Genomic DNA, 17,549 nt, shown 5'->3' on the forward strand with positions numbered 1-17,549 from the left:
GCCACTCGCCCGCAACCACGAACGTGACGTCGACCGCGCGCTGTTGCGCCTCGCCAAGGGGGAAGGGCGATGCCCTCACGACTGCATCACGTGCCGCGTGCTCGCCGAACGCTCCCAGGGGAACCGATGACCCGCCGTAGCCGCGAGCAGCGCGCCGCCGAGCGCAGCGCCCGCCGCGCTTCCCTGTTCGTGCTGCTCGACCGCGCCCAGCGCCGCGGCAGTCTCACAGCCGCCGAGGCCGCCCTGTTGCGGGCCCACGTCGAGGCCGAGGTCGCCGAGTGCGACCGCTACCGCGCGGAGGCCGGCGGACAGCAGGCCGCCGTACGACGTGAGCAGCAGCGCGTACGCGCCGCCGAGGCCGCGATCTGCGAGGGCGAGGCCCTACTCGCCGACGTGCGCACCGTCCTGCCTGCAGACGCCCGGCCACGCCTCGGCCTGCCCAACACCCTCGCCTACGAGAACGGCCGACACGACATGGCCGACGCCGTGCGCAACGTCCTCGACCAGCCGTGAGCACCAGGAGCAGCCACACCATGACGACCACCCTCGCCACCTCACCGACCGCACATCGCGCAGCCGTTGACCTCGCCGCCGTCCGCGAGCAGTGGGGCGACCTGCTCGCAGCTATCGGCCGCCGCCCAGCTGCTGAATGGCCGCCCCGTGACTCGCGCGCATACATCGACGGACACCTCGCCGAGCAGAGCGACGACGTCGACGACGAGCAGCCCGTCGAGACCGTTGGTCGACTCCCCTTGCTCCTGCGCGAGCACCCCGCCCCGCTCAACCTCGGCGCCCTCGATGCCGCGATCGAGGTCGAGCGCGAGCTATTCGACCTCGCCGATCAGGTCGCTGGTGCCGTACAGCGCCCCATCCGTGCGGCATTCCCGCATCGCGGCCAATATCGGCACGACTCAGCCGATGCCGCCGACCCTGCTCGGTGGCACTACCAGGCCCCCACCTCACCGGGGTCTCGCGCGTTTGGTCTGCACTGGGCCGCCGTATGGCTCGAGGGGCGCGCCCTCGAGGAGATGCACGGCGACCTGTTCCGGCCGATGCCCGTCCGCCTGCTCGACCACATCGCCTTGACCGCGCACCGTGCGCGCCGGACTGTCGAGCGGTCACTCGGCCGCGATGGGCGAACAACCACGCTTGACGCGCCGTGCCCGTACTGCGGGGGACAGCTCGCCGGCCATACACGGTCCGGTGGCGAGCCTGTGGTCACCTGCTCGACCGGATCAGCCTGCGGGGCGCCTGTCCTGCTCGACGATCGGCACCGCCGAGCATGGCGGGGCGCCGAACTTGTCGGCCTGTTCGTTGCGATGGAGAGCAGGCGCTGAGCCCCACCGGGCGAGGCCCGCGGCCGGCGGGAAAGGGGGGCACCCGACGGCCGCGGCATCGCTACTAGGGCGATCGTCAAAGATCGCCGCGGAATAGTTCCACGACGACAGCCCACAGAGCGCGAACACCCAGTGCGACCGCCACGCGCGATGCAAGCTCGCGCGTGATCTTTGACCTCTTGGTCGATTCCTCGGCCATGTCTCCTCCTCCTGTTTACGGCGGGCCCGACGCGCCTAGACGCGTCGGGCCAGTCCCCCAATCGGAGGTGAAGACCAAACCAACTTACCTATGAACACGTGGAGTTGGCAGAGCAACCCCTCTTGTACTCAGTTCAGAACTCAGTACAGTGTGTCGTGCCGGACGTCACCCGGCCCCGACCCACAGGGAGCAGCCCCCATGCGCGTCACCATCCCCGGCGCACTCGCCGACCACCTCGCCGCCGCCGACCTCACCACCGGCCCGGCCGCCGCCGATCCTGCCGCGCGCGACGCTCGCGCCACGCTCGACGCAGGCCGTCGAGGTCGCGGACGCACGCTCATCATCACGCCGCACTCAACGGCCGCGCTTCGTTTCATCAGCGCATTTGCCGAGGCGATTCTCATCAACCGCAACTTGCACACCGCGGCCGAAGCGCGGGCCGCCCGTACGTGGCTTGACCGCGCCGGCCGCGCCACCACCACGCTCGCTGCGGACCTCGCCGCCAAGTTGGTCACCGAGGCCGAAGCCACCGACGGAACGTGGCGCGGCGAGTGGATAGGCGAGCGCAGCACCACACCGACCCTGTTCCCCCTCGACCGCGAACAGGGCGCCCTGTTCGCGTAGCCAATCGGCCCGCCCGAGCGAGCCGACCAACACCGGAGTACGACACATGGGCACCGAGGAACACAACCGCCGCGCCATCGCACGGCAGGGGCTCACACCCCCTTCGGCCGCGGACCACTTCAAAGAGCAGATGCTCACGATCATGGGCGAGTACGAAGAGCGGCGACGAACCGAGATCATCGCGGCCGGCGGCGACCCCGACGAGGACCGCGACCCGTTCGAGCAGGTGCGCAACATTGCCGACGACTACACCCGGCATAAGGACAGCGGCCCCGAAGCACTCGCCGACCTTCTCGACCTACTCGCAACAGATGTGCTCAGCCTGCGCGATGTGCGCGACATCCGCCTCGCCGCCGAGGCCGCCGCCGCCATCACGCCGAGGCTCATCCGCAGCGCACGCGACAACGGTCAACCCGTACCGTCCATCGCCGCAGACCTCGGCATGACCGAGTCCTACGTCTACCGGCAGCTTCGCAAGCCCAAGACCGAAGCCACACCAGACCAATAGTCCGCACGCAGATGCGGGCCCGTACACGGTGACGTCACCACCGGACGGGCCCGACTAACCCTGACGGGAGCAACCCCCACCATGGCCAACGCCAACCCTACCGAGAGCAAGCAGACGGCCCCGCCGACCACCGGTAGCCGTCCGTCGGTCCGTATCGACGAACTGCTCGCCGCGGACCTCGCCGACATCATGAGCACCGGTACCAACTTCACGGACACGGTCCGGCAGGCCGTCGGACAGCTTGCCGCGATGTACCGGACCGCATGGGCGCACGGTGTAGTCCCCCGCGGAACCGCGCCCACCCTCGCCGCCTACCAGTTCGCCGAGCCGGCAGCCCAGGCGAGCCCGTCCATTCGGCATGACGGCGCAGCGGGCCGGCCCTCGCCCCGGGCGCCGCATCCGATGGGGCAGCTGCTCCCCGCGCCGCCGCCCGGTCCGCACGTGCGACGGCAGTACGCCGACGAACTGCTCGGCCACTCGACACCGCCGCCGCGACCGGACGCGCAGCGTCGCGCGCGCACGTGATCAACACCCCTTGCGCCGTTATCTTTCCGTGACCTAATGTGGGTGCTGACCCTGGCGTGCCCAGAATCAGACGCCCCCTGACGAACGCCCCGTCGCTCACCCCCTAGCGGCGGGGCATTCGTGTGTCCGCGGGAGGTGACCGCCCATGGGCCGCCCCATCGACGACCACGACCGCGAGCAGGTGCGCCGGCTGCACGCCGCGGGCAAGAGCCGCAACGAAATCGCGAAGGCGATCAAGCGTTCTCCGTCGACCGTCTCGAAGATCGCCGCCGCCTTCGAGCCCCCGCTCACTTTCGACCGCGCGGCCGAGGTCGCCGTCGCCACCGAGGTACGCCGCGCCGACCTCGCCGCACGCCGCAGCGCCCTCGCCCTCACCTTGCAGCGCGACGCCGAGCAGCTGCGCGCGCAACTGTGGGAGCCGTGCACCATCGGGGCTTTCGGCGGCAGAGACAACGTGTGGTCCGAGACGCACCTTGAACGCCCCACGTTCCAAGACCAACGCGCCATCCTCGCCGCGACTGGGACCGCCATTGACCGATCACTCAAACTCGCCCCGGCCGAAGGCGCCGAGGGAGTCGAGCAGGTGCGCAGCATGCTGGGCACCCTCGGCGAGGCACTGACGCACGCGGCCGGCGACGATACCGACGACGGGAGTGCCGACGGGGGGGTGAGTCGGTGCTCGACCTCGACCGCCTGCCCCTGTCCCGTAAGCAGCTGCGCAGCATTGGCCAAGCCACCCGCCGTATCAACCTGTGGCACGGGTCAGTGCGCTCCGGAAAGACCATTGCGAGCCTGCTCGCGTTCGTCATCGCCATAGCCGGCGCCGGCCCGTCCGGACTGATCATCATCTGTGGTCGGTCGCTACAGACGATCGAGCGCAACGTGTTGGAGCCCTTGCAGGATCACGCGCTGTTCGGGCCACTCGCCCGGCACGTCGTGCACACCCGTGGGGCAACCACCGCGACGATCCTCGGCCGAACAGTCCATCTGATCGGCGCCGCCGACGCGCGCGCCGAGGGCCGGCTACGCGGCTTGACCGCCCAACTCGCCTACGTCGACGAAGCAACGCTTCTGCCCGAGGGGTTCTGGACCCAGCTACTCGCCCGCCTGTCCGTCCCGGGCGCACGGCTGTACGCGACGACCAACCCCGACAGCCCGCGGCACTGGCTCAAGACCGGATATCTCGACCGAGCCCACGAACTGAACCTCAGAGCCTGGCACTTCAGGCTGTCCGACAACCCGTCGCTGTCGCCCACGTACGTCGCCGACCTCGCCGCCGAGTACGTCGGCCTGTGGCGCCGCCGCATGATCGACGGGGCATGGGTGGTGGCCGAGGGCGCCATCTACGACATGTGGGACGAGGAACGCCACGTCGTCACCGACCTACCCGACATGCGCCGGCATTGGGTCGGATGCGACTACGGCACCACGAACCCGTTCTCGGCGATCCTGCTCGGCGAAGGAGTCGACGGCCGGCTGTACGTCGTTGCTGAGTGGCGCCACGACTCGCGCGCCACGCACCGGCAGATGACCGATGCGCAGTACAGCGCCGCCGTACGGACGTGGCTCGACCGCCTCGACGTCACGCCGGAATGGACGTTCATCGACCCGAGCGCGGCCAGCTTCTCTACGCAGATGTGGCAGGACGGGTTTCCAGGTCTCGCCCGCGCCTCGAACGAGGTCGCCGACGGCATCCGGTCCGTGTCCAGTCTGCTCGCCGCCGACCGCCTGCTCGTCCACGAATCGTGCGAGGGGCTGCTCGGCGAACTGCCCGGCTACAGCTGGGACCCGAAAGCCACCGAGCGCGGCGAGGACGCCCCGTTGAAGGTGGACGACCACAGCGCCGACGCACTGCGCTACGCCGTGCACTCGACGGCGCACGAGTGGCGCCACCTGCTCACCACGCCACAGGAGGCCACCGCATGACCGCGCTCACCCTGCCCGTACGGCTCACCGTGGGCGAGCACACCGTCGAGGTAGGCGAACTGACCCTCGGCGCCGACGAGCAGGTACGCCCCGCCCTCGCCACACTGTTCCGCCGGGCCGCAGACGCGTGCGAGACCACCATGCGTGAAGGGGGCGACGATGGCACTCCCTGAGAACGGGGCCGCGTGGCCGCCGCCGACATGGGCGCCGCACTATGACGCAATGCGCATCGACGACGCTTGGTACAGCGGCGACCGAAAGCGCCTTGCACGCGTCTACCGCAATCACCCGGGCCTGTCCGAGCGGCGCCGCCTGTGGGGACGCCGATCGTTCGAGCAGCGCCTCGACCGCCGCGACCACCGTCTACATATCCCGTTGCCTGGCGACATCGCAGCGACCAGCGCCGACCTGCTGTTCGCAGATATGCCGGCTATCACCGTGGAGGACACCGCCACACAGGACCGGCTCGAGCAGCTGCTCGACGAGGGCCGCGTACAACAGGTGTTGCTCAGCGCCGCCGAGCAGGCCGCCGCCCTGTCCGGCGTGTTCCTGCGCGTCACGTGGGACCGCGAGTTGACCGACCGGCCGCTGTTGACCGTGTGCCAACCCGACGGCGCCATACCCGAGTTCCGGTTCGGCATGCTGCGCGCCGTAACGTTCTGGCGGGAACTGCCAGGCTCGACCGAGGCAACCGTGTGGCGCCACCTCGAGCGACACGAGTCCGGCCGCATCGTGCACGCCCTCTATGTGGGCACCCGCGACAGCATCGGCCGCACCGTGCCCCTCACCGAGCACCCCGAGACGGCCGAACTGGTCGACTCCCTCGACGAGGACGGCGTCAGCATCACCACCGGCATACGCGACCTCACGGCCGCATACGTGCCGAACATGCTCCCCAACCGGCTGCACCGCGGCTCACCGGTCGGACGCAGCGACTACGCCGGCGTACACGACCTGTTCGATGCCCTCGACACCACGTGGACCAGTTGGATGCGCGACATCCGCCTCGCCCGCGCCCGCTTGATCGTCCCGGACGGATACCTACGCGACCACGGCCCCGGAAACGGATCGTCATTCGACGACGACCGCGAGGTCTGGCACTCGCTCAAGATGCCGCCGAACGAGGGCAGCGGCATCACGCTGAATCAGTTCGAGATCCGAGTCGAAGAGCACCGCGCCACAGCTGAGGCCATCATGCGGCAGGCCGCACAGACGGCCGGCTACTCGCCCCAGTCGTTCGGCCTCGACGGCGACGGGCAACCCGTCACCGCGACCGAGGTCGACAGCAAGGACCAACGGAGCATGGTCACGCGGAAGAAGAAGGCCGGCTATGCCCGCCATCCGCTCGCCGACATGCTGCACGTCCTGTTGCAGATCGATGCCGTGCAGTTCGGAAGCCGGATCACGCCCGAGCGCCCGCGCGTGGAGTTCGGCGACGGCGTCGCCGAGTCCGAGCAGGCCACGGCGACCACGCTCGACCTGCTCAACCGCGCGGGGGCGGTCTCGACCGCAACCAAGGTGAAGATCCTTCACCCCGAGTGGGACGACACCGCCATACACGCGGAGGTCTCAGCGATTCTTACCGAGACCGGGGCAGCCGCGCCCGACCCCGTTGGAACGTTTCCGGCCTGATCCGTATTTACAGCGGGCCGAACAGCATCCGAAGGAGCCGTTCAGCCTTGCCACTCACCTCCGGGTCAGGGTGCGCAAGTGCGACAAGAACAAGGGCCATGAATGCGGCGCCAATGGCGTCTATTCCGTAGGTCATAAGCGGGAACTTACTGGCTCTTCCTTGCTCGCGATTTTGGGAAGCACGAGCATCGGCCACCTGAAGCCCAATACACCCGTATTCGGTTTCAGTATCTCCTATGCGGAATCAGCATTCCGTATGCCGAATCCGCATCCCACAAGCGCAATGACAACCGCACGAGAGCCAGACACTGGCCGTTCGAGGCCATGCAGGTTGGCCAAAATTGCCCCTCCCGCTACCGGTAGGGCGTGCCGCCGCCCCCAAGCAGCGTGGCCAGGAGGCGATCAGCCCGCGCCCGGATCACCGGGTCAGGGTGCGCAAGGGAGCATGCGAGCAGGAGCGCGAAGACACCAAAGAACGGAGCGGAAAGGGCCGTTACCTGAAGTTCGATTCCCATACCGAAGACCCTAACCAACGTTCCGCACCATTGAATTCACATGCACCCTGCAACGACATGCACATCACCTCTGACCTGCAATGACGTGGCAACATATACATGTCATTCGTGCGGCGAATTACCACGTCAGGGCCTACGGATTCGATTTCAGGTGATGCGCCAGGGGTCCCGAAATTCGCAATGCGATTCACGCCACACGGTCGAGTGTTGCGGGGAATTGCCCCTTATGCGCGAGTAGCGGGGTGAGGTCGTGCCGATCCACCCGGGCATGGTCGAGCCGCTCGCCGAGCACACCCGCGACCTCTACGCCGACGCCGAGGCGCGCCTGTTGGGCATCATCGCCCGCCAGTTGGCCGCCGGCCTTGATGCACCCGGTTGGGTTGAGCGGAAGCTCGCCGCCGTACAGCAGTTGCGCCGCGCCTCACAGGCCGTCGTCGACGAGCTTGGACGTGCCGTGACGCTCGAAGTGTTCGATGTGGTCGCCGAGGCGTACAACACCGGACACCGCGCCGCGGTCGCCGAGTTGGGCGCGCTGTCCGACGATGCGCGCCGTCTGGTCGATGAGGTCACGCCGAATGCACAGGCTGTGGACAGACTCGCAGGTGAGACCGTGGACGTTGTTACCTCGACGCACCGCTCGATTCTGCGGGCCGTCGTCGACCGGTTCCGCGCAATTGTCGCCGAGGTGACCGCAACGCCCCTGCTCGGCACGGGAACCCGCCGTCAAGCGGTACAGGACGCCATGCGACGGTTCGCAGACGAGGGCATACGGTCGTTCGTCGACAAGGCTGGCCGCAGGTGGCAACTCACCTCGTACGCCGAGATGGCCGTACGCACGTCCGTGGCCCGTGCGGCGACTGAGGCGCACATGCGGACCCTGTCCGATGCGGGCATTGATCTGGTGTACGTGTCGGACGCCCCGCGCGAGTGCCCCCTGTGCCGGCCGTGGGAGGGCCGCGTACTGACGATCGGCGGACGGGACGGCGAGCGCACGGTCGAGGTCGAGCACGCCATCGAGGACGGCCGCATGGTCCGCGTCCCGGTTGCCGGCTCGCTCGACGAAGCGCGCCGCGCCGGTTTGCAGCATCCCAACTGCCGTCATTCCGTGTCTGCTTATACCCCGGGCCTCACCGTCATTGAGCAGGCCGAGAGCGACCCCACGGGGTATGAGGCAGGGCAGCGACAGCGCGCGATCGAGCGGCACATCCGCAAGTACAAGCGCCGCGAGGCCGCCGCCGTGACGCCCGAGGCGCAGCGCGCCGCACGGCTCAAGGTCCGCCAGTGGCAGGGCGCCATGCGCGACCACCTCGCCGCACACCCGGACTTGCGCCGGCTACGCCACCGCGAGCAGCCAGGCGCCTCCAACCTTCCCCAGCCCCGTACCGAGGCCACGCCCGCGCAGGTCGAGGCGGCGCGCGTTTGGTCCGGCGACGACCAATCCGTACGGGAGATGCGCGACGACCAGCTCGCCGCCGCCGAGGGCTCGCAGCTGCTCGACGACCGCGCCCGCGCACGCATCGAGGCTGAGGCCGATCGGCGCGACCTCGAGGACCTGCTCGCCCGTGCAACGCGCGGCGGACGGCTGTCCGACGACCTGCTCGCGCTGTCCGACAACGACCTCGCCCGTGTCCTACCGCACGTCGACAACGACGACGCGCTCAGGATCGCGCGCGAGATGGACCGCCGCGACCTCGCCGCCCGCCTGCCCGGGGTGCGCGCCGATCTGGTGGGCCTGTCCGACGACACGCTCGCCGCCCGCTACCGCGACGCCGGACACGGCCCCGAGGCCTCAGCCATTGCCGCCGAGGCCGCACGCCGGGACCTGCTCGCCCGCCTCTTTCCCAGTGGGCAGCTGCTCGGCGACCTGTCCGACGTGTCCGACGACCACCTCGCATGGGCGATGCAGTACGCGAACGCTCCCGAACTGGACCGTATCGCCGGTGAGATGGACCGCCGCGACGCAGTCGAGTTGCCCGCCCCGTCGGACACCGGCAACACAGTGTCCGACCTGTTGTCCGACCGTGACGCCCTCGCCGAGACCATGGCGCCCGCCCCCGACCCGCAAGACTGGGGGCGCCTCGCCGACGACGAGACGTTCGCCGCCGAGGCCGCCGCGCTCGCCACCGCCCACGAAGAGGACGGAGGCGACACCGACGAGCGGCACACCATCACCCGCCGCGAGGCCCGCGCGCTGTACGACGAGTACGTCTACCGCCAGTTCCTCGCCGCGGAAGACGACTGCCGCGGCTACCTGTTGAACAAGAAGGCCGCCGCCGCGGGCATCGATCCGGTTTCCTTGTTCTCCGGGCCCGCACGCATCGCGCACGCCCGGGCGAGCGACGAACTTAAGCAGTGGTGGAAAGAACACGGCCGGCTCACACAGGCCGAGTTCATCGAGCAGGTCACCGGACAGTCCCAGCGATGGGCCGCCAGCGCCCGCAAGAACGAATCCGACCAGCAGAACAAGAGGTAGAGGGGCGCCATGGGCACGCGCGAGGACATCACCCGGGCCACCACCGCCGGACGCGAGGCAGGCCGCAACGGCGAACCGCCGACCGTCTGCCCCTACCCGCGGACCTCGCTCCTGCGGACCGCATGGATTCGTGGCTACGCCGAGGCCCGTCCGTTGTCCTCCCAACCCGAGACGGAATCCAGGCCGTAGATCATCTGTCAGCGGTTTCGGGGACGGGTGGCGCGGCGTCGTGCTGCGACGCGCGCCGTTCCGTCCGCCAACGTCGCCACGCAAGCGCGAAGCCGACACCGGCGATGAGGGCAGGAACCGCCGATGCGACGGCCAGGAAGCCCATCCAATCGGGAACCAGGTTGCGCGTCATACCGCTGGTGTACTGACAGGTCGCCTGTGGCGGGAAGAAGCTGTAATCAAGGGTCTTGGGGCCATTGTCGCCCCAGTCCGCTCCTGCCCCGCAGGCCGACGACGGGCCTGTGAACAGTTGCCAGCCGGCCAACGCGTACAGCATGACGAACACGGAACCAGTCACGAAGAACGCTGCTGCCGTGCGCCGGACCTTCTCCGTTCGCGACATCGGCATCACCAGATCGTTGCCGACCGGCGGATCAAAGCATTCTGCGAGCAAGGCAACGAACAGACAGACGAGCAGGACGACCAGGCTCGCCCAGAGCAGCACATTCAGAACTCCGTGCCCGCCGATGGACGAGACGTCTCCACCCGCGAACTCACAAACGGTGGCCGGCGGGAACACCTGGTCTCGCGTCCGTTGCAGCGGGCCGGGCCCCTGGGTCAGCCCGTGCGCGCACCGTTCGTCGAACTCGAGCATGCCGAACAGGGCGAGCCCGGAACCGACGATGACAGCACCGAAAGCGATGCCCGCCGCGGCCCAGAGGCCACCCGTTCGATACCCACCGTGTGTAGGAGCGTTTGACATCTGCGCACAGTAGGCGGACCGCAGCCCTGGCACCAGTGCTGAGCGACGTCCCACCCCGAAGGCCCGCCAGGCGTGGGCCTCTTTGTATGTCCCCAGAAGCGGAGCGCCAGGCGCGCGCCGCCCCGACACGGCTCCAGGAGGGCCCTTGTCCACCCCAACCCCGACCGCGCCCGCCACCACATCCGATGCCCCCGCAGCACCGCCCGCCGCCTCGACGACGACCGCCGCCGAGCCGGCCGCGACCGCGCCGACCAACCCGCCGAGCACGGAGGCGCAGGACGTCGCGAGTCTGCCCGCGTGGGCGCAGAAGCTGATCACGGACACCCGCGCCGAGGCAGCGAACTACCGCACCCGAGCGCAGGCCGCCGAGCAGACGCCCGCACAGGCCACCGCCCCGACTCCGGCGCCCACCGTCGAGGCACGCGAGGGTGACGTCAGCCGGCTCCCGCAGTGGGCACAGCGCGCCCTCTCCGACGGACAGACGGCCGCCCACCGAGCGGCCGTTCAGGCCGCGGTGATCCAGGCAGCACCGGGCGCGGGCGCCGACGTGGCGCGGCTGCTCGACTCCCAGTCGTTCGCCGCGGCCGTCGCCGAGGTCGACCCCGCCGACCCTGCCGCGATCACGCAGGCAATCACCAACGCCCTCACCGCTCAACCGTGGCTTGCCGCGACGCCGAGCGGACCGGCCCGCGCCGGCGCCGACTTCACCAACACCGGCCCGGGCGAAGTGACCGCCGAGCAGTTCGCGCGTATGTCGTACGCCGAGCGCGTCGAGCTGCATCAGACCGCCCCCGAGACATACCGGCGCCTCGCCGGCTGACCACCCCCGGCACCGTGCCGGGCCCCACCGCCCGGCAACCGTGCCGGAGAGAGTGAGCAGCAATGCCGCAGACCACCGCCGCCGCGATGATCGTCCCCGAGGTTTGGGGCGACATGGCACAGGCCGCATTTCTGGGAAAGGTGCGCGTCGCCGGATCATCCGCCGTGATCGAAGACAGCACCCTCGAAGGCGCCCCGGGCGACACCATCCACTTCCCGAAGTGGGGCGCGCTTGGCGACCTCGACGAACTGACCGAGACCACGCCGATGACGCCGGCCGCCATGTCCACCAGCGACGCCACCGCCACGATCAAGGAAGTCGGTAAGGCCGTCGAGATCACCGACAAGGCGCGACTTACCTCGCTCGGCGACCCCGAGGCCGAAGCGCGCCGACAGTTCGGCGTACTGGCCGCGCGCAAGGTCGACGCCGACCTCATCACGCAGGCACAGGCCAACGAGACGACCCAGGGTGGCGGGCAGCCGTTCCGCTTCACCACCGCCGCAACGAAGACCAAGTTCACGTGGCTTGACGCCATGGTCCCCGCCATCGGCCAGTTCGGCGACGAGTGGGAGCCGGAGGACTTTGCCGGCCTGTTCATCAACAGTGCGCAGCTGGGCGAGGCCATGGCCGACGCGCAGTTCATGGACGCGGCCAAGCTGGGCAGCAGCGAGTCCGCCGCGGTGACCGGCAGCATCGGCCGTATCGGCGGCGTGCCGGTCTACGTCACCAACCGCGTAGCCGCAAAGACGTTCCTTCTCATGAAGACCGGGGCGCTCGGCCCGCTCTACAAGCGGCGCCCGCTGGTCGAGTCCGACCGCGACATCCTCGCTCGCTCCACCGTCGTGACCACGACCCTGCACTACGCCGTGAAGCGCCTCGACGACCGTGGCGTTTGCGTCGGCACCCTCGCCGCTACCTGATCCGGAAGGAGGGCGCCGCGTGCTGCTGCGCCGCTACCACCCACGCGACACCGACGAGTCCGACACCGCGCCCGACGAGGTCGAGGTCGAGGTCGAGGTCGAGGTCGAGGTCACCGACGATGCCCCACCCGAGCCCGTCGAGGACGCCCCGCAGGCCAAGCCCGCGGGGCGTTCGCGTACCGGGAAGAGCCCGAAGGAGGGGTAAGGGTGCGTCGTGTCTACGCCACCCCCGAGCAGTTGACGGCGTGGACCGGCCAGCCGGCCCCCACGGACGCCGAGCGGCTGCTCGCCCGGGCATCCGAGGACGTCGACACCGCCCTACTCACGGCCTGCTATCCCACCGATGCCGCGGGCATGCCGACCGACCCCGCGGACATCGACGCCCTCGCAGATGCGACGTGCGCACAGGTCGAATACCAACTCGCCACGGGCGACGACGGAACAGGCGCCGCGGGCCGTTGGGACTCCGTCAGCATCGGCCCCGTTTCCCTGTCCGGGCGCCGCCAAGCACCCGCCGCGGCCGGCGACGTCGACCTCGCCCCGCGCGCGCACCGCGCCCTCACCCGCGCCGGCCTGCTCCCCGGGGTGATCTGGTGACCCGACCAAGATCGTTCTTGCCCAATTGTGCAAGCCGGCCCCGGGAGGCGTAGCGGTGAACGTTCCTCAGTGGCTGCTCACCCACCGGATCACCATCGAGCCGTACCTCGGCGACTCCGCGTACGGACCGCAGTACGGCCCGCCCGTCGAGGACGTGCCTGCCCTGGTCGCGAAAGCGATCCGGCTCGTGCGCGACCGCGAGGGGCGCGAGGTCACCAGTACGGCGCAGATCATTGCGGCGCCCGGCCTCGACTGCCCGGCCGAGTCCCGGATCACTCTTCCCGACGGTCGCACCACGCGCGCGATCAGCGTCGCCCACCACACCGCGCCAGGGCTTCCGGTGCCGGAGTCCACGGAGGTGAGCGCCGAATGACCCAACGGACCCAGCTGCGATGGAACGGGGCCGCCGCCCTGCGCGGCACCCGTGCGGGCGCCCTGCGAGGCCTGCGGATCGCCGCCGAGCACGTCCTCACCGAGTCCCGGAAGGTAGTCCCCATCGAAGAGGCCACCCTCGAACGCTCGGGCGTGGCCACGGTCGACGAGTCGTCGCTCACCGCGGCCGTGTCGTACGACACCCCGTACGCGGTGCGCCAGCACGAGGAGTTGAGCCACCGGCACGATCCGGGCCGGACCGCGAAGTACCTCGAGCGCCCGCTCACCGAGCAGGCCGGCACGGTCGCCGCGATCATCGCCGCCCAGCTGCGGAGGTCGCTGCGTGGCTGACCTCGACCCGCTCGACGGCATCGCCCGCCTGCTCGCCGCCCGCGGCCTGGTCACCTACGACCCGACCGGCACGAGTGGCGACCTGTTCATCGAGGCCATGCCGACCGCGCCCGATGCGGCGGTTGCCCTGTGGCTGTACGACGGCGAGGCGCCCGATCCCCGCAACGCGTACGACACCGTGCGCCTACAGGTGCGCGTGCGCGGCGGGCCCGACCCGCGCGTCTCGCGCCGTCGCGCCCGCGCGCTCTACAGCGCCTTGCACGGCCTCGCCGGCGTCGACCTCGCCGACGGGACATGGCTGATCCTCGCCGCCGCGCGCGCCACCCCGGCCCCGATGGGCGCCGACTCCACCGGCCGACACGAGCACGTCATCAACTTTGATCTTGACGTGTCGGCCCCCACTGACCACCGCACCGAATAGGAGGCCCCACGCATGGGACGCCCCATTGACGCCCGCGGCTGGGAATTCGAGGTCGAGACCGACACCGCGAACACCTTCGTGCGCATCGGGAACCTCACCAGCTGGTCACACAACCCGGGCGAGAACGAAGAGACCGCCGACACCACGACGTTCGACAGCGACGGCTATTACGAGCAGGACGTCATGCAGCGCGGCGCGAAGATCGAGGTAAGCGGCCTGTACGCGGCGACGTCCGGTACCCGTGATCCGGGACAGGACTACATCGACAAGGTGTGGGCCTACCGGTTCGGCGAGGAGTCGCGCGGCACGCTGCGCTACCGGCACATCTCGCAGAACACATGGACCGTGTGGGAGTGCACCGTCACCCCAGGCGAGACCGGCGGCGAGACGAACGCCAAGACCTCTTGGGGCGCGACGTTCACCCGCTGCGGCGCCCCGACCACCGCAGCGGTGGTGACGCCGTGACCGAGCAGCCCATCGAGCCGGCCGAGGTCGAGGTCGAGGTCGCCGACTTTGACGCGTTCTTCGCCGAGCAGGCCGAGCCAGAACGCCGTGGTGTACCGCTCAAGTTGTACGGCCGGACGTACGTCCTCCCGCCGTCTCTGCCCGCGCTGTTCACGCTTCAGCTGCACCGCGTGCAGCACTCCGCCCGTCCCGACGACATTCGGCGGCTGCTCGGTTCGCTGTTCGGCCCCGATGCGGTCGACCACTTCTCCGAGGCCGGCATGTCCGACCGTCACCTCGGCATCGTCCTGTTGTGGGCGACCGCCAACGTCGCCGAACCGGGCGGGGTGTCCATGGAACGCGCGGCGCAGCTGTACGACGAGCGCGAGGCCGCTCGGGGAAAAGCGGCGGCGCGCCAGAGTCGGCCCCGGCCCAAGGGCAAGGGGAAGCCGCGGAGTTCTGGCAAGCGGTCCTGACCAACTGGGCCGCGGTTGAGTCCGACCTCGCCCAGACCTACGGCCTGTCGGCCGACGACCTCGCGCGCCTGTCCACGCGCGCGTTCCTGGTCCGCCTCGCCGGCCTGTCCGTCGAGTCGAGGTTCGCCCGCGCGTGGCGCTCGACGCCACGGGTCGTGACCAACCTCGACGAGATCGCCCGACTGACCGCGGGGTGATCCACCACAACTGAATAGCGCGCCGGCGGGCGCCGATGGGGGGTGCCCGTTGGCGCTCACCATCGGCGAGTTGGTCGGGTTCATCGACCTGGACGACTCCGGAGCACAGCGCGGCATCGGCCGCACCGAGACCGCGCTCGCGGGTCTCCAGCGCGGCGCCGACGGCCGGCTCAGGGATCTACGCGGCCGGTTCGTCTCCGAGTCCGCGCTCATGGGCCTTGCCCTCGGCGAGGGCATCGGCGGCGGCGCCGAGGACGCCGGGCGCGGCCTCGCGGGTATCGGCCCGCTCCTGGGCGCCGCGGCGACCAGTACGAAACTGCTCGCCGGCGGCGCACTGGTCGCGGCCGGGGCGCTCGCCGCCGTACCGCTTGCGGTAATCGGCCTCGGCGCGAAGGTGCTCGCCGAGAACGCCCAGGTCAAGGGCGCATTTTCCGACCTGTCGGAGCACGTCAAGGGACAGATGCAGTCCCTTGCGGCACCGCTGGTCGAGCCGTTCGTCAACGCTGCCGGGCAGCTGCGCGGCATCTTCGACGATCTCGCCCCGCAGATCGGCGCCCTGTTCCAGGGCGTTGCTCCGCTGGTTGAGCCGCTGGTCTCAGGGATCGGCGCTCTCGCCAAGGGCGCCATGCCCGGCCTGGTCGCCGCGGTCGAGGCTGCGGGCCCGGTCATCGACGCCCTGTCGACCGGGCTCGGCGCGGTCGGCGAGGGCATCGGCGGGTTCTTCGAGGGCATCGCCACCGGAGCCGGCGGCGCCGCCGAAGGCCTCGGCGGACTGCTCGGCGCGGTCGGCGAAATCCTGCCCTCACTGGGCGAGTTGATCGGCTCACTCGCCGAGGCCGGCGGTCCGGTCCTTGCCGCCCTGGCCGACGCGCTCGGCCCGCTGGTCTCCTCCCTCGCCGACGCACTCGGCCCCGCCCTCGCCTCCCTTGGCCCGCCGCTCGGACGGCTGGTCACGGCCCTGGGCGACGGGCTACAGCCGATCGTCGACGCGCTCGGCCCGATCCTCGCCGCTGCCGCCGACTCGTTCGGCGAACTGATCGACGCCGTCGCGCCGATCCTGCCCGTGATCGGCGACCTGGTCGCCTCCGCCCTCCCCGCGATCACCCCCCTGATCGCGGCCCTGGGCGATGTGATCGCGGATGCGGCGCCGGTCGTCATGCTGCTGGTCGACGCGCTCGCCGACGCGCTGCGCCCGATCATCGACCAACTGCCGGGCCTGATCACCCCGTTCGCCGCCATCCTCGGCGACCTCGCCGCAACCGTCCTCCCGGTCCTCGCGCGGCTGATCGTCGCCCTGGCGCCGGCGCTCGCGACGATCGGCCAGACCTTCGGGCAACTGATGGTGGCCCTGGCGCCGTTGCTGCCCGCGCTCGGCGAGCTGCTGATCGGCGCCCTCATGGCCTTGATGCCGATCATCGAGCCGCTGATCGGCCTGGTGGCTCAGCTTGCGGACATCTTCGCGAACGGACTCGCGGCGATCATCGAGCAGGTCGTCGTGCCCGTGATCGGCGCCATCGTCGCACTGCTGCAAGGCGACTTCGGCGCCGCGTGGGACATGGCGAAAGAGGCCGTATCGAACGCCGCCAAGCTGGTCGGCGAGGCAGCAACCCGCCTCGGCGAGCTGGTCGGCGAGGGCATCGGCGCGGCCGTCGACTGGGTCAAGGGCCTACCGCGGCGCGCGTATGACGCGCTCGCCCCGCTCGCCGGACAACTCCGTGATCGGGCCGTCGCCGCGCTCGGCCGGTTCAAGGACTCCATCGTCACGAAGGCGCGCGAGGCGATCGACTGGGTGCGCGGACTGCCTGGCCGGATGGCCTCGGCGCTCGGCGACCTCGGAAAGCTCCTGGTCGACAAGGGCAAAGACGTGGTCCGCGGCCTGTGGAACGGGATCAAGTCCATGGGCAAATGGCTGCGCGACACCCTGATCGGCTGGGCAAAGGATCTGATCCCCGGGCCGATCGCCGACGCGCTCGGGATCTCCTCACCGTCCAAGGTGATGGCCCGCGACGTGGGCCGCTGGATTCCCGCCGGCGTGGTCAAGGGCATTGAAGGCGGCTCTGGCGCAGTCGAGCGGACCATGCGCACCCTTGTCACTCCGCCCCGCATGCCGACCACTGCGCCCGCCCTCATCGGTACGGGCATGGGCGCGGCCGGTTCGCCGTTCGCGTCCTCGGCCGGCGGCGCGCTGGTGCACGTCGAGCACTGGCACGCGGCCGAGCAGGGCAGCCCCGACGACAACGCGAAAGCCCTCGCATGGCTCGCAAAGGCAAGGGGGTGAGCA

23 protein-coding genes are annotated in these 17,549 nt (G+C 70.1%); 21 read left to right on the forward strand and 2 right to left on the reverse strand.

What is annotated here, in order from left to right:
• Positions 1-126: 126 nt before the first annotated feature.
• On the forward strand, positions 127-513 hold the full coding sequence (locus H9Y04_RS15960; RefSeq protein WP_187814545.1) for a hypothetical protein: 387 nt from the start codon (positions 127-129) through the stop codon (positions 511-513).
• Positions 514-533: 20 nt separating this feature from the next.
• Positions 534-1,337 (forward strand): hypothetical protein, encoded by an 804-nt coding sequence (locus tag H9Y04_RS15965; protein WP_187814546.1) that lies wholly within the window; start codon positions 534-536, stop codon positions 1,335-1,337.
• Positions 1,338-1,413: 76 nt separating this feature from the next.
• Here the strand turns inward: H9Y04_RS15965 and H9Y04_RS47505 are convergent, their stop codons facing one another.
• On the reverse strand, positions 1,414-1,536 hold the full coding sequence (locus H9Y04_RS47505; RefSeq protein ID WP_268980478.1) for a hypothetical protein: 123 nt from the start codon (positions 1,534-1,536) through the stop codon (positions 1,414-1,416).
• 198 nt (positions 1,537-1,734) lie between these two features.
• Between H9Y04_RS47505 and H9Y04_RS15970 the strand changes: the two genes are divergently transcribed.
• From H9Y04_RS15970 to H9Y04_RS16010, 9 genes are all read left to right on the forward strand, one after another.
• Positions 1,735-2,160, forward strand: a complete 426-nt coding sequence (locus H9Y04_RS15970; protein ID WP_187814547.1) for a hypothetical protein — start codon at positions 1,735-1,737, stop codon at positions 2,158-2,160.
• Between the two features lie 46 nt (positions 2,161-2,206).
• On the forward strand, positions 2,207-2,668 hold the full coding sequence (locus H9Y04_RS15975) for a hypothetical protein (protein ID WP_187814548.1): 462 nt from the start codon (positions 2,207-2,209) through the stop codon (positions 2,666-2,668).
• 81 nt (positions 2,669-2,749) lie between these two features.
• A complete protein-coding gene (locus tag H9Y04_RS15980; protein WP_187814549.1) occupies positions 2,750-3,193 on the forward strand; it encodes a hypothetical protein in 444 nt (147 codons plus the stop codon).
• Positions 3,194-3,338: 145 nt separating this feature from the next.
• Positions 3,339-4,010, forward strand: a complete 672-nt coding sequence (locus H9Y04_RS15985) for a helix-turn-helix domain-containing protein (protein WP_236070906.1) — start codon at positions 3,339-3,341, stop codon at positions 4,008-4,010.
• Complete coding sequence (locus tag H9Y04_RS15990; protein ID WP_214661324.1) at positions 3,893-5,119, forward strand: PBSX family phage terminase large subunit; 1,227 nt, start codon at positions 3,893-3,895, stop codon at positions 5,117-5,119. Before H9Y04_RS15985 ends, H9Y04_RS15990 begins: the two co-directional genes overlap by 118 nt.
• Positions 5,116-5,292, forward strand: a complete 177-nt coding sequence (locus H9Y04_RS15995; RefSeq protein ID WP_187814551.1) for a hypothetical protein — start codon at positions 5,116-5,118, stop codon at positions 5,290-5,292. The genes H9Y04_RS15990 and H9Y04_RS15995 overlap by 4 nt, the downstream gene beginning before the upstream one ends.
• Positions 5,293-5,341: 49 nt before the next feature.
• Positions 5,342-6,751 carry a phage portal protein gene (locus tag H9Y04_RS16000; RefSeq protein WP_236070910.1) on the forward strand — a complete coding sequence of 470 codons (1,410 nt, stop codon included), beginning with the start codon at positions 5,342-5,344 and terminating at the stop codon, positions 6,749-6,751.
• Between the two features lie 765 nt (positions 6,752-7,516).
• Entirely contained in the window at positions 7,517-9,739 is a 2,223-nt protein-coding gene (locus H9Y04_RS16005; RefSeq protein WP_308800994.1) for a phage minor capsid protein, read from the forward strand.
• A gap of 9 nt (positions 9,740-9,748) precedes the next feature.
• Entirely contained in the window at positions 9,749-9,928 is a 180-nt protein-coding gene (locus H9Y04_RS16010; protein ID WP_187814553.1) for an Rmf/CrpP fold protein, read from the forward strand.
• Between the two features lies 1 nt (position 9,929).
• Here the strand turns inward: H9Y04_RS16010 and H9Y04_RS16015 are convergent, their stop codons facing one another.
• Positions 9,930-10,670, reverse strand: a complete 741-nt coding sequence (locus H9Y04_RS16015) for a hypothetical protein (protein ID WP_187814554.1) — start codon at positions 10,668-10,670, stop codon at positions 9,930-9,932.
• Positions 10,671-10,815: 145 nt separating this feature from the next.
• On the opposite strand from H9Y04_RS16015, the gene H9Y04_RS16020 reads away from it, so the two are divergent.
• From H9Y04_RS16020 to H9Y04_RS16065, 10 genes are all read left to right on the forward strand, one after another.
• The gene (locus tag H9Y04_RS16020; RefSeq protein WP_187814555.1) at positions 10,816-11,490 is read left to right on the forward strand and encodes a hypothetical protein; all 675 of its coding nucleotides are present in this window, start codon (positions 10,816-10,818) and stop codon (positions 11,488-11,490) included.
• Positions 11,491-11,552: 62 nt separating this feature from the next.
• Positions 11,553-12,410 (forward strand): N4-gp56 family major capsid protein, encoded by an 858-nt coding sequence (locus H9Y04_RS16025; RefSeq protein WP_187814556.1) that lies wholly within the window; start codon positions 11,553-11,555, stop codon positions 12,408-12,410.
• 19 nt (positions 12,411-12,429) lie between these two features.
• A complete protein-coding gene (locus H9Y04_RS16030) occupies positions 12,430-12,615 on the forward strand; it encodes a hypothetical protein (RefSeq protein WP_187814557.1) in 186 nt (61 codons plus the stop codon).
• Between the two features lie 2 nt (positions 12,616-12,617).
• A complete protein-coding gene (locus H9Y04_RS16035) occupies positions 12,618-13,007 on the forward strand; it encodes a hypothetical protein (protein WP_187814558.1) in 390 nt (129 codons plus the stop codon).
• Positions 13,008-13,062: 55 nt separating this feature from the next.
• A complete protein-coding gene (locus H9Y04_RS16040; RefSeq protein ID WP_187814559.1) occupies positions 13,063-13,380 on the forward strand; it encodes a hypothetical protein in 318 nt (105 codons plus the stop codon).
• Complete coding sequence (locus H9Y04_RS16045) at positions 13,377-13,730, forward strand: hypothetical protein (RefSeq protein ID WP_187814560.1); 354 nt, start codon at positions 13,377-13,379, stop codon at positions 13,728-13,730. The genes H9Y04_RS16040 and H9Y04_RS16045 overlap by 4 nt, the downstream gene beginning before the upstream one ends.
• Positions 13,723-14,151 carry a minor capsid protein gene (locus H9Y04_RS16050; RefSeq protein WP_187814561.1) on the forward strand — a complete coding sequence of 143 codons (429 nt, stop codon included), beginning with the start codon at positions 13,723-13,725 and terminating at the stop codon, positions 14,149-14,151. Before H9Y04_RS16045 ends, H9Y04_RS16050 begins: the two co-directional genes overlap by 8 nt.
• Before the next feature lie 12 nt (positions 14,152-14,163).
• Positions 14,164-14,616 (forward strand): phage tail tube protein, encoded by a 453-nt coding sequence (locus H9Y04_RS16055; RefSeq protein ID WP_187814562.1) that lies wholly within the window; start codon positions 14,164-14,166, stop codon positions 14,614-14,616.
• A complete protein-coding gene (locus H9Y04_RS16060; RefSeq protein ID WP_187814563.1) occupies positions 14,613-15,071 on the forward strand; it encodes a hypothetical protein in 459 nt (152 codons plus the stop codon). The genes H9Y04_RS16055 and H9Y04_RS16060 overlap by 4 nt, the downstream gene beginning before the upstream one ends.
• Before the next feature lie 246 nt (positions 15,072-15,317).
• A complete protein-coding gene (locus tag H9Y04_RS16065; RefSeq protein ID WP_187814564.1) occupies positions 15,318-17,546 on the forward strand; it encodes a phage tail protein in 2,229 nt (742 codons plus the stop codon).
• Positions 17,547-17,549: the final 3 nt, after the last annotated feature.

This window comes from Streptomyces polyasparticus (assembly GCF_014493765.1).
GTDB lineage: Bacteria > Actinomycetota > Actinomycetes > Streptomycetales > Streptomycetaceae > Streptomyces > Streptomyces polyasparticus.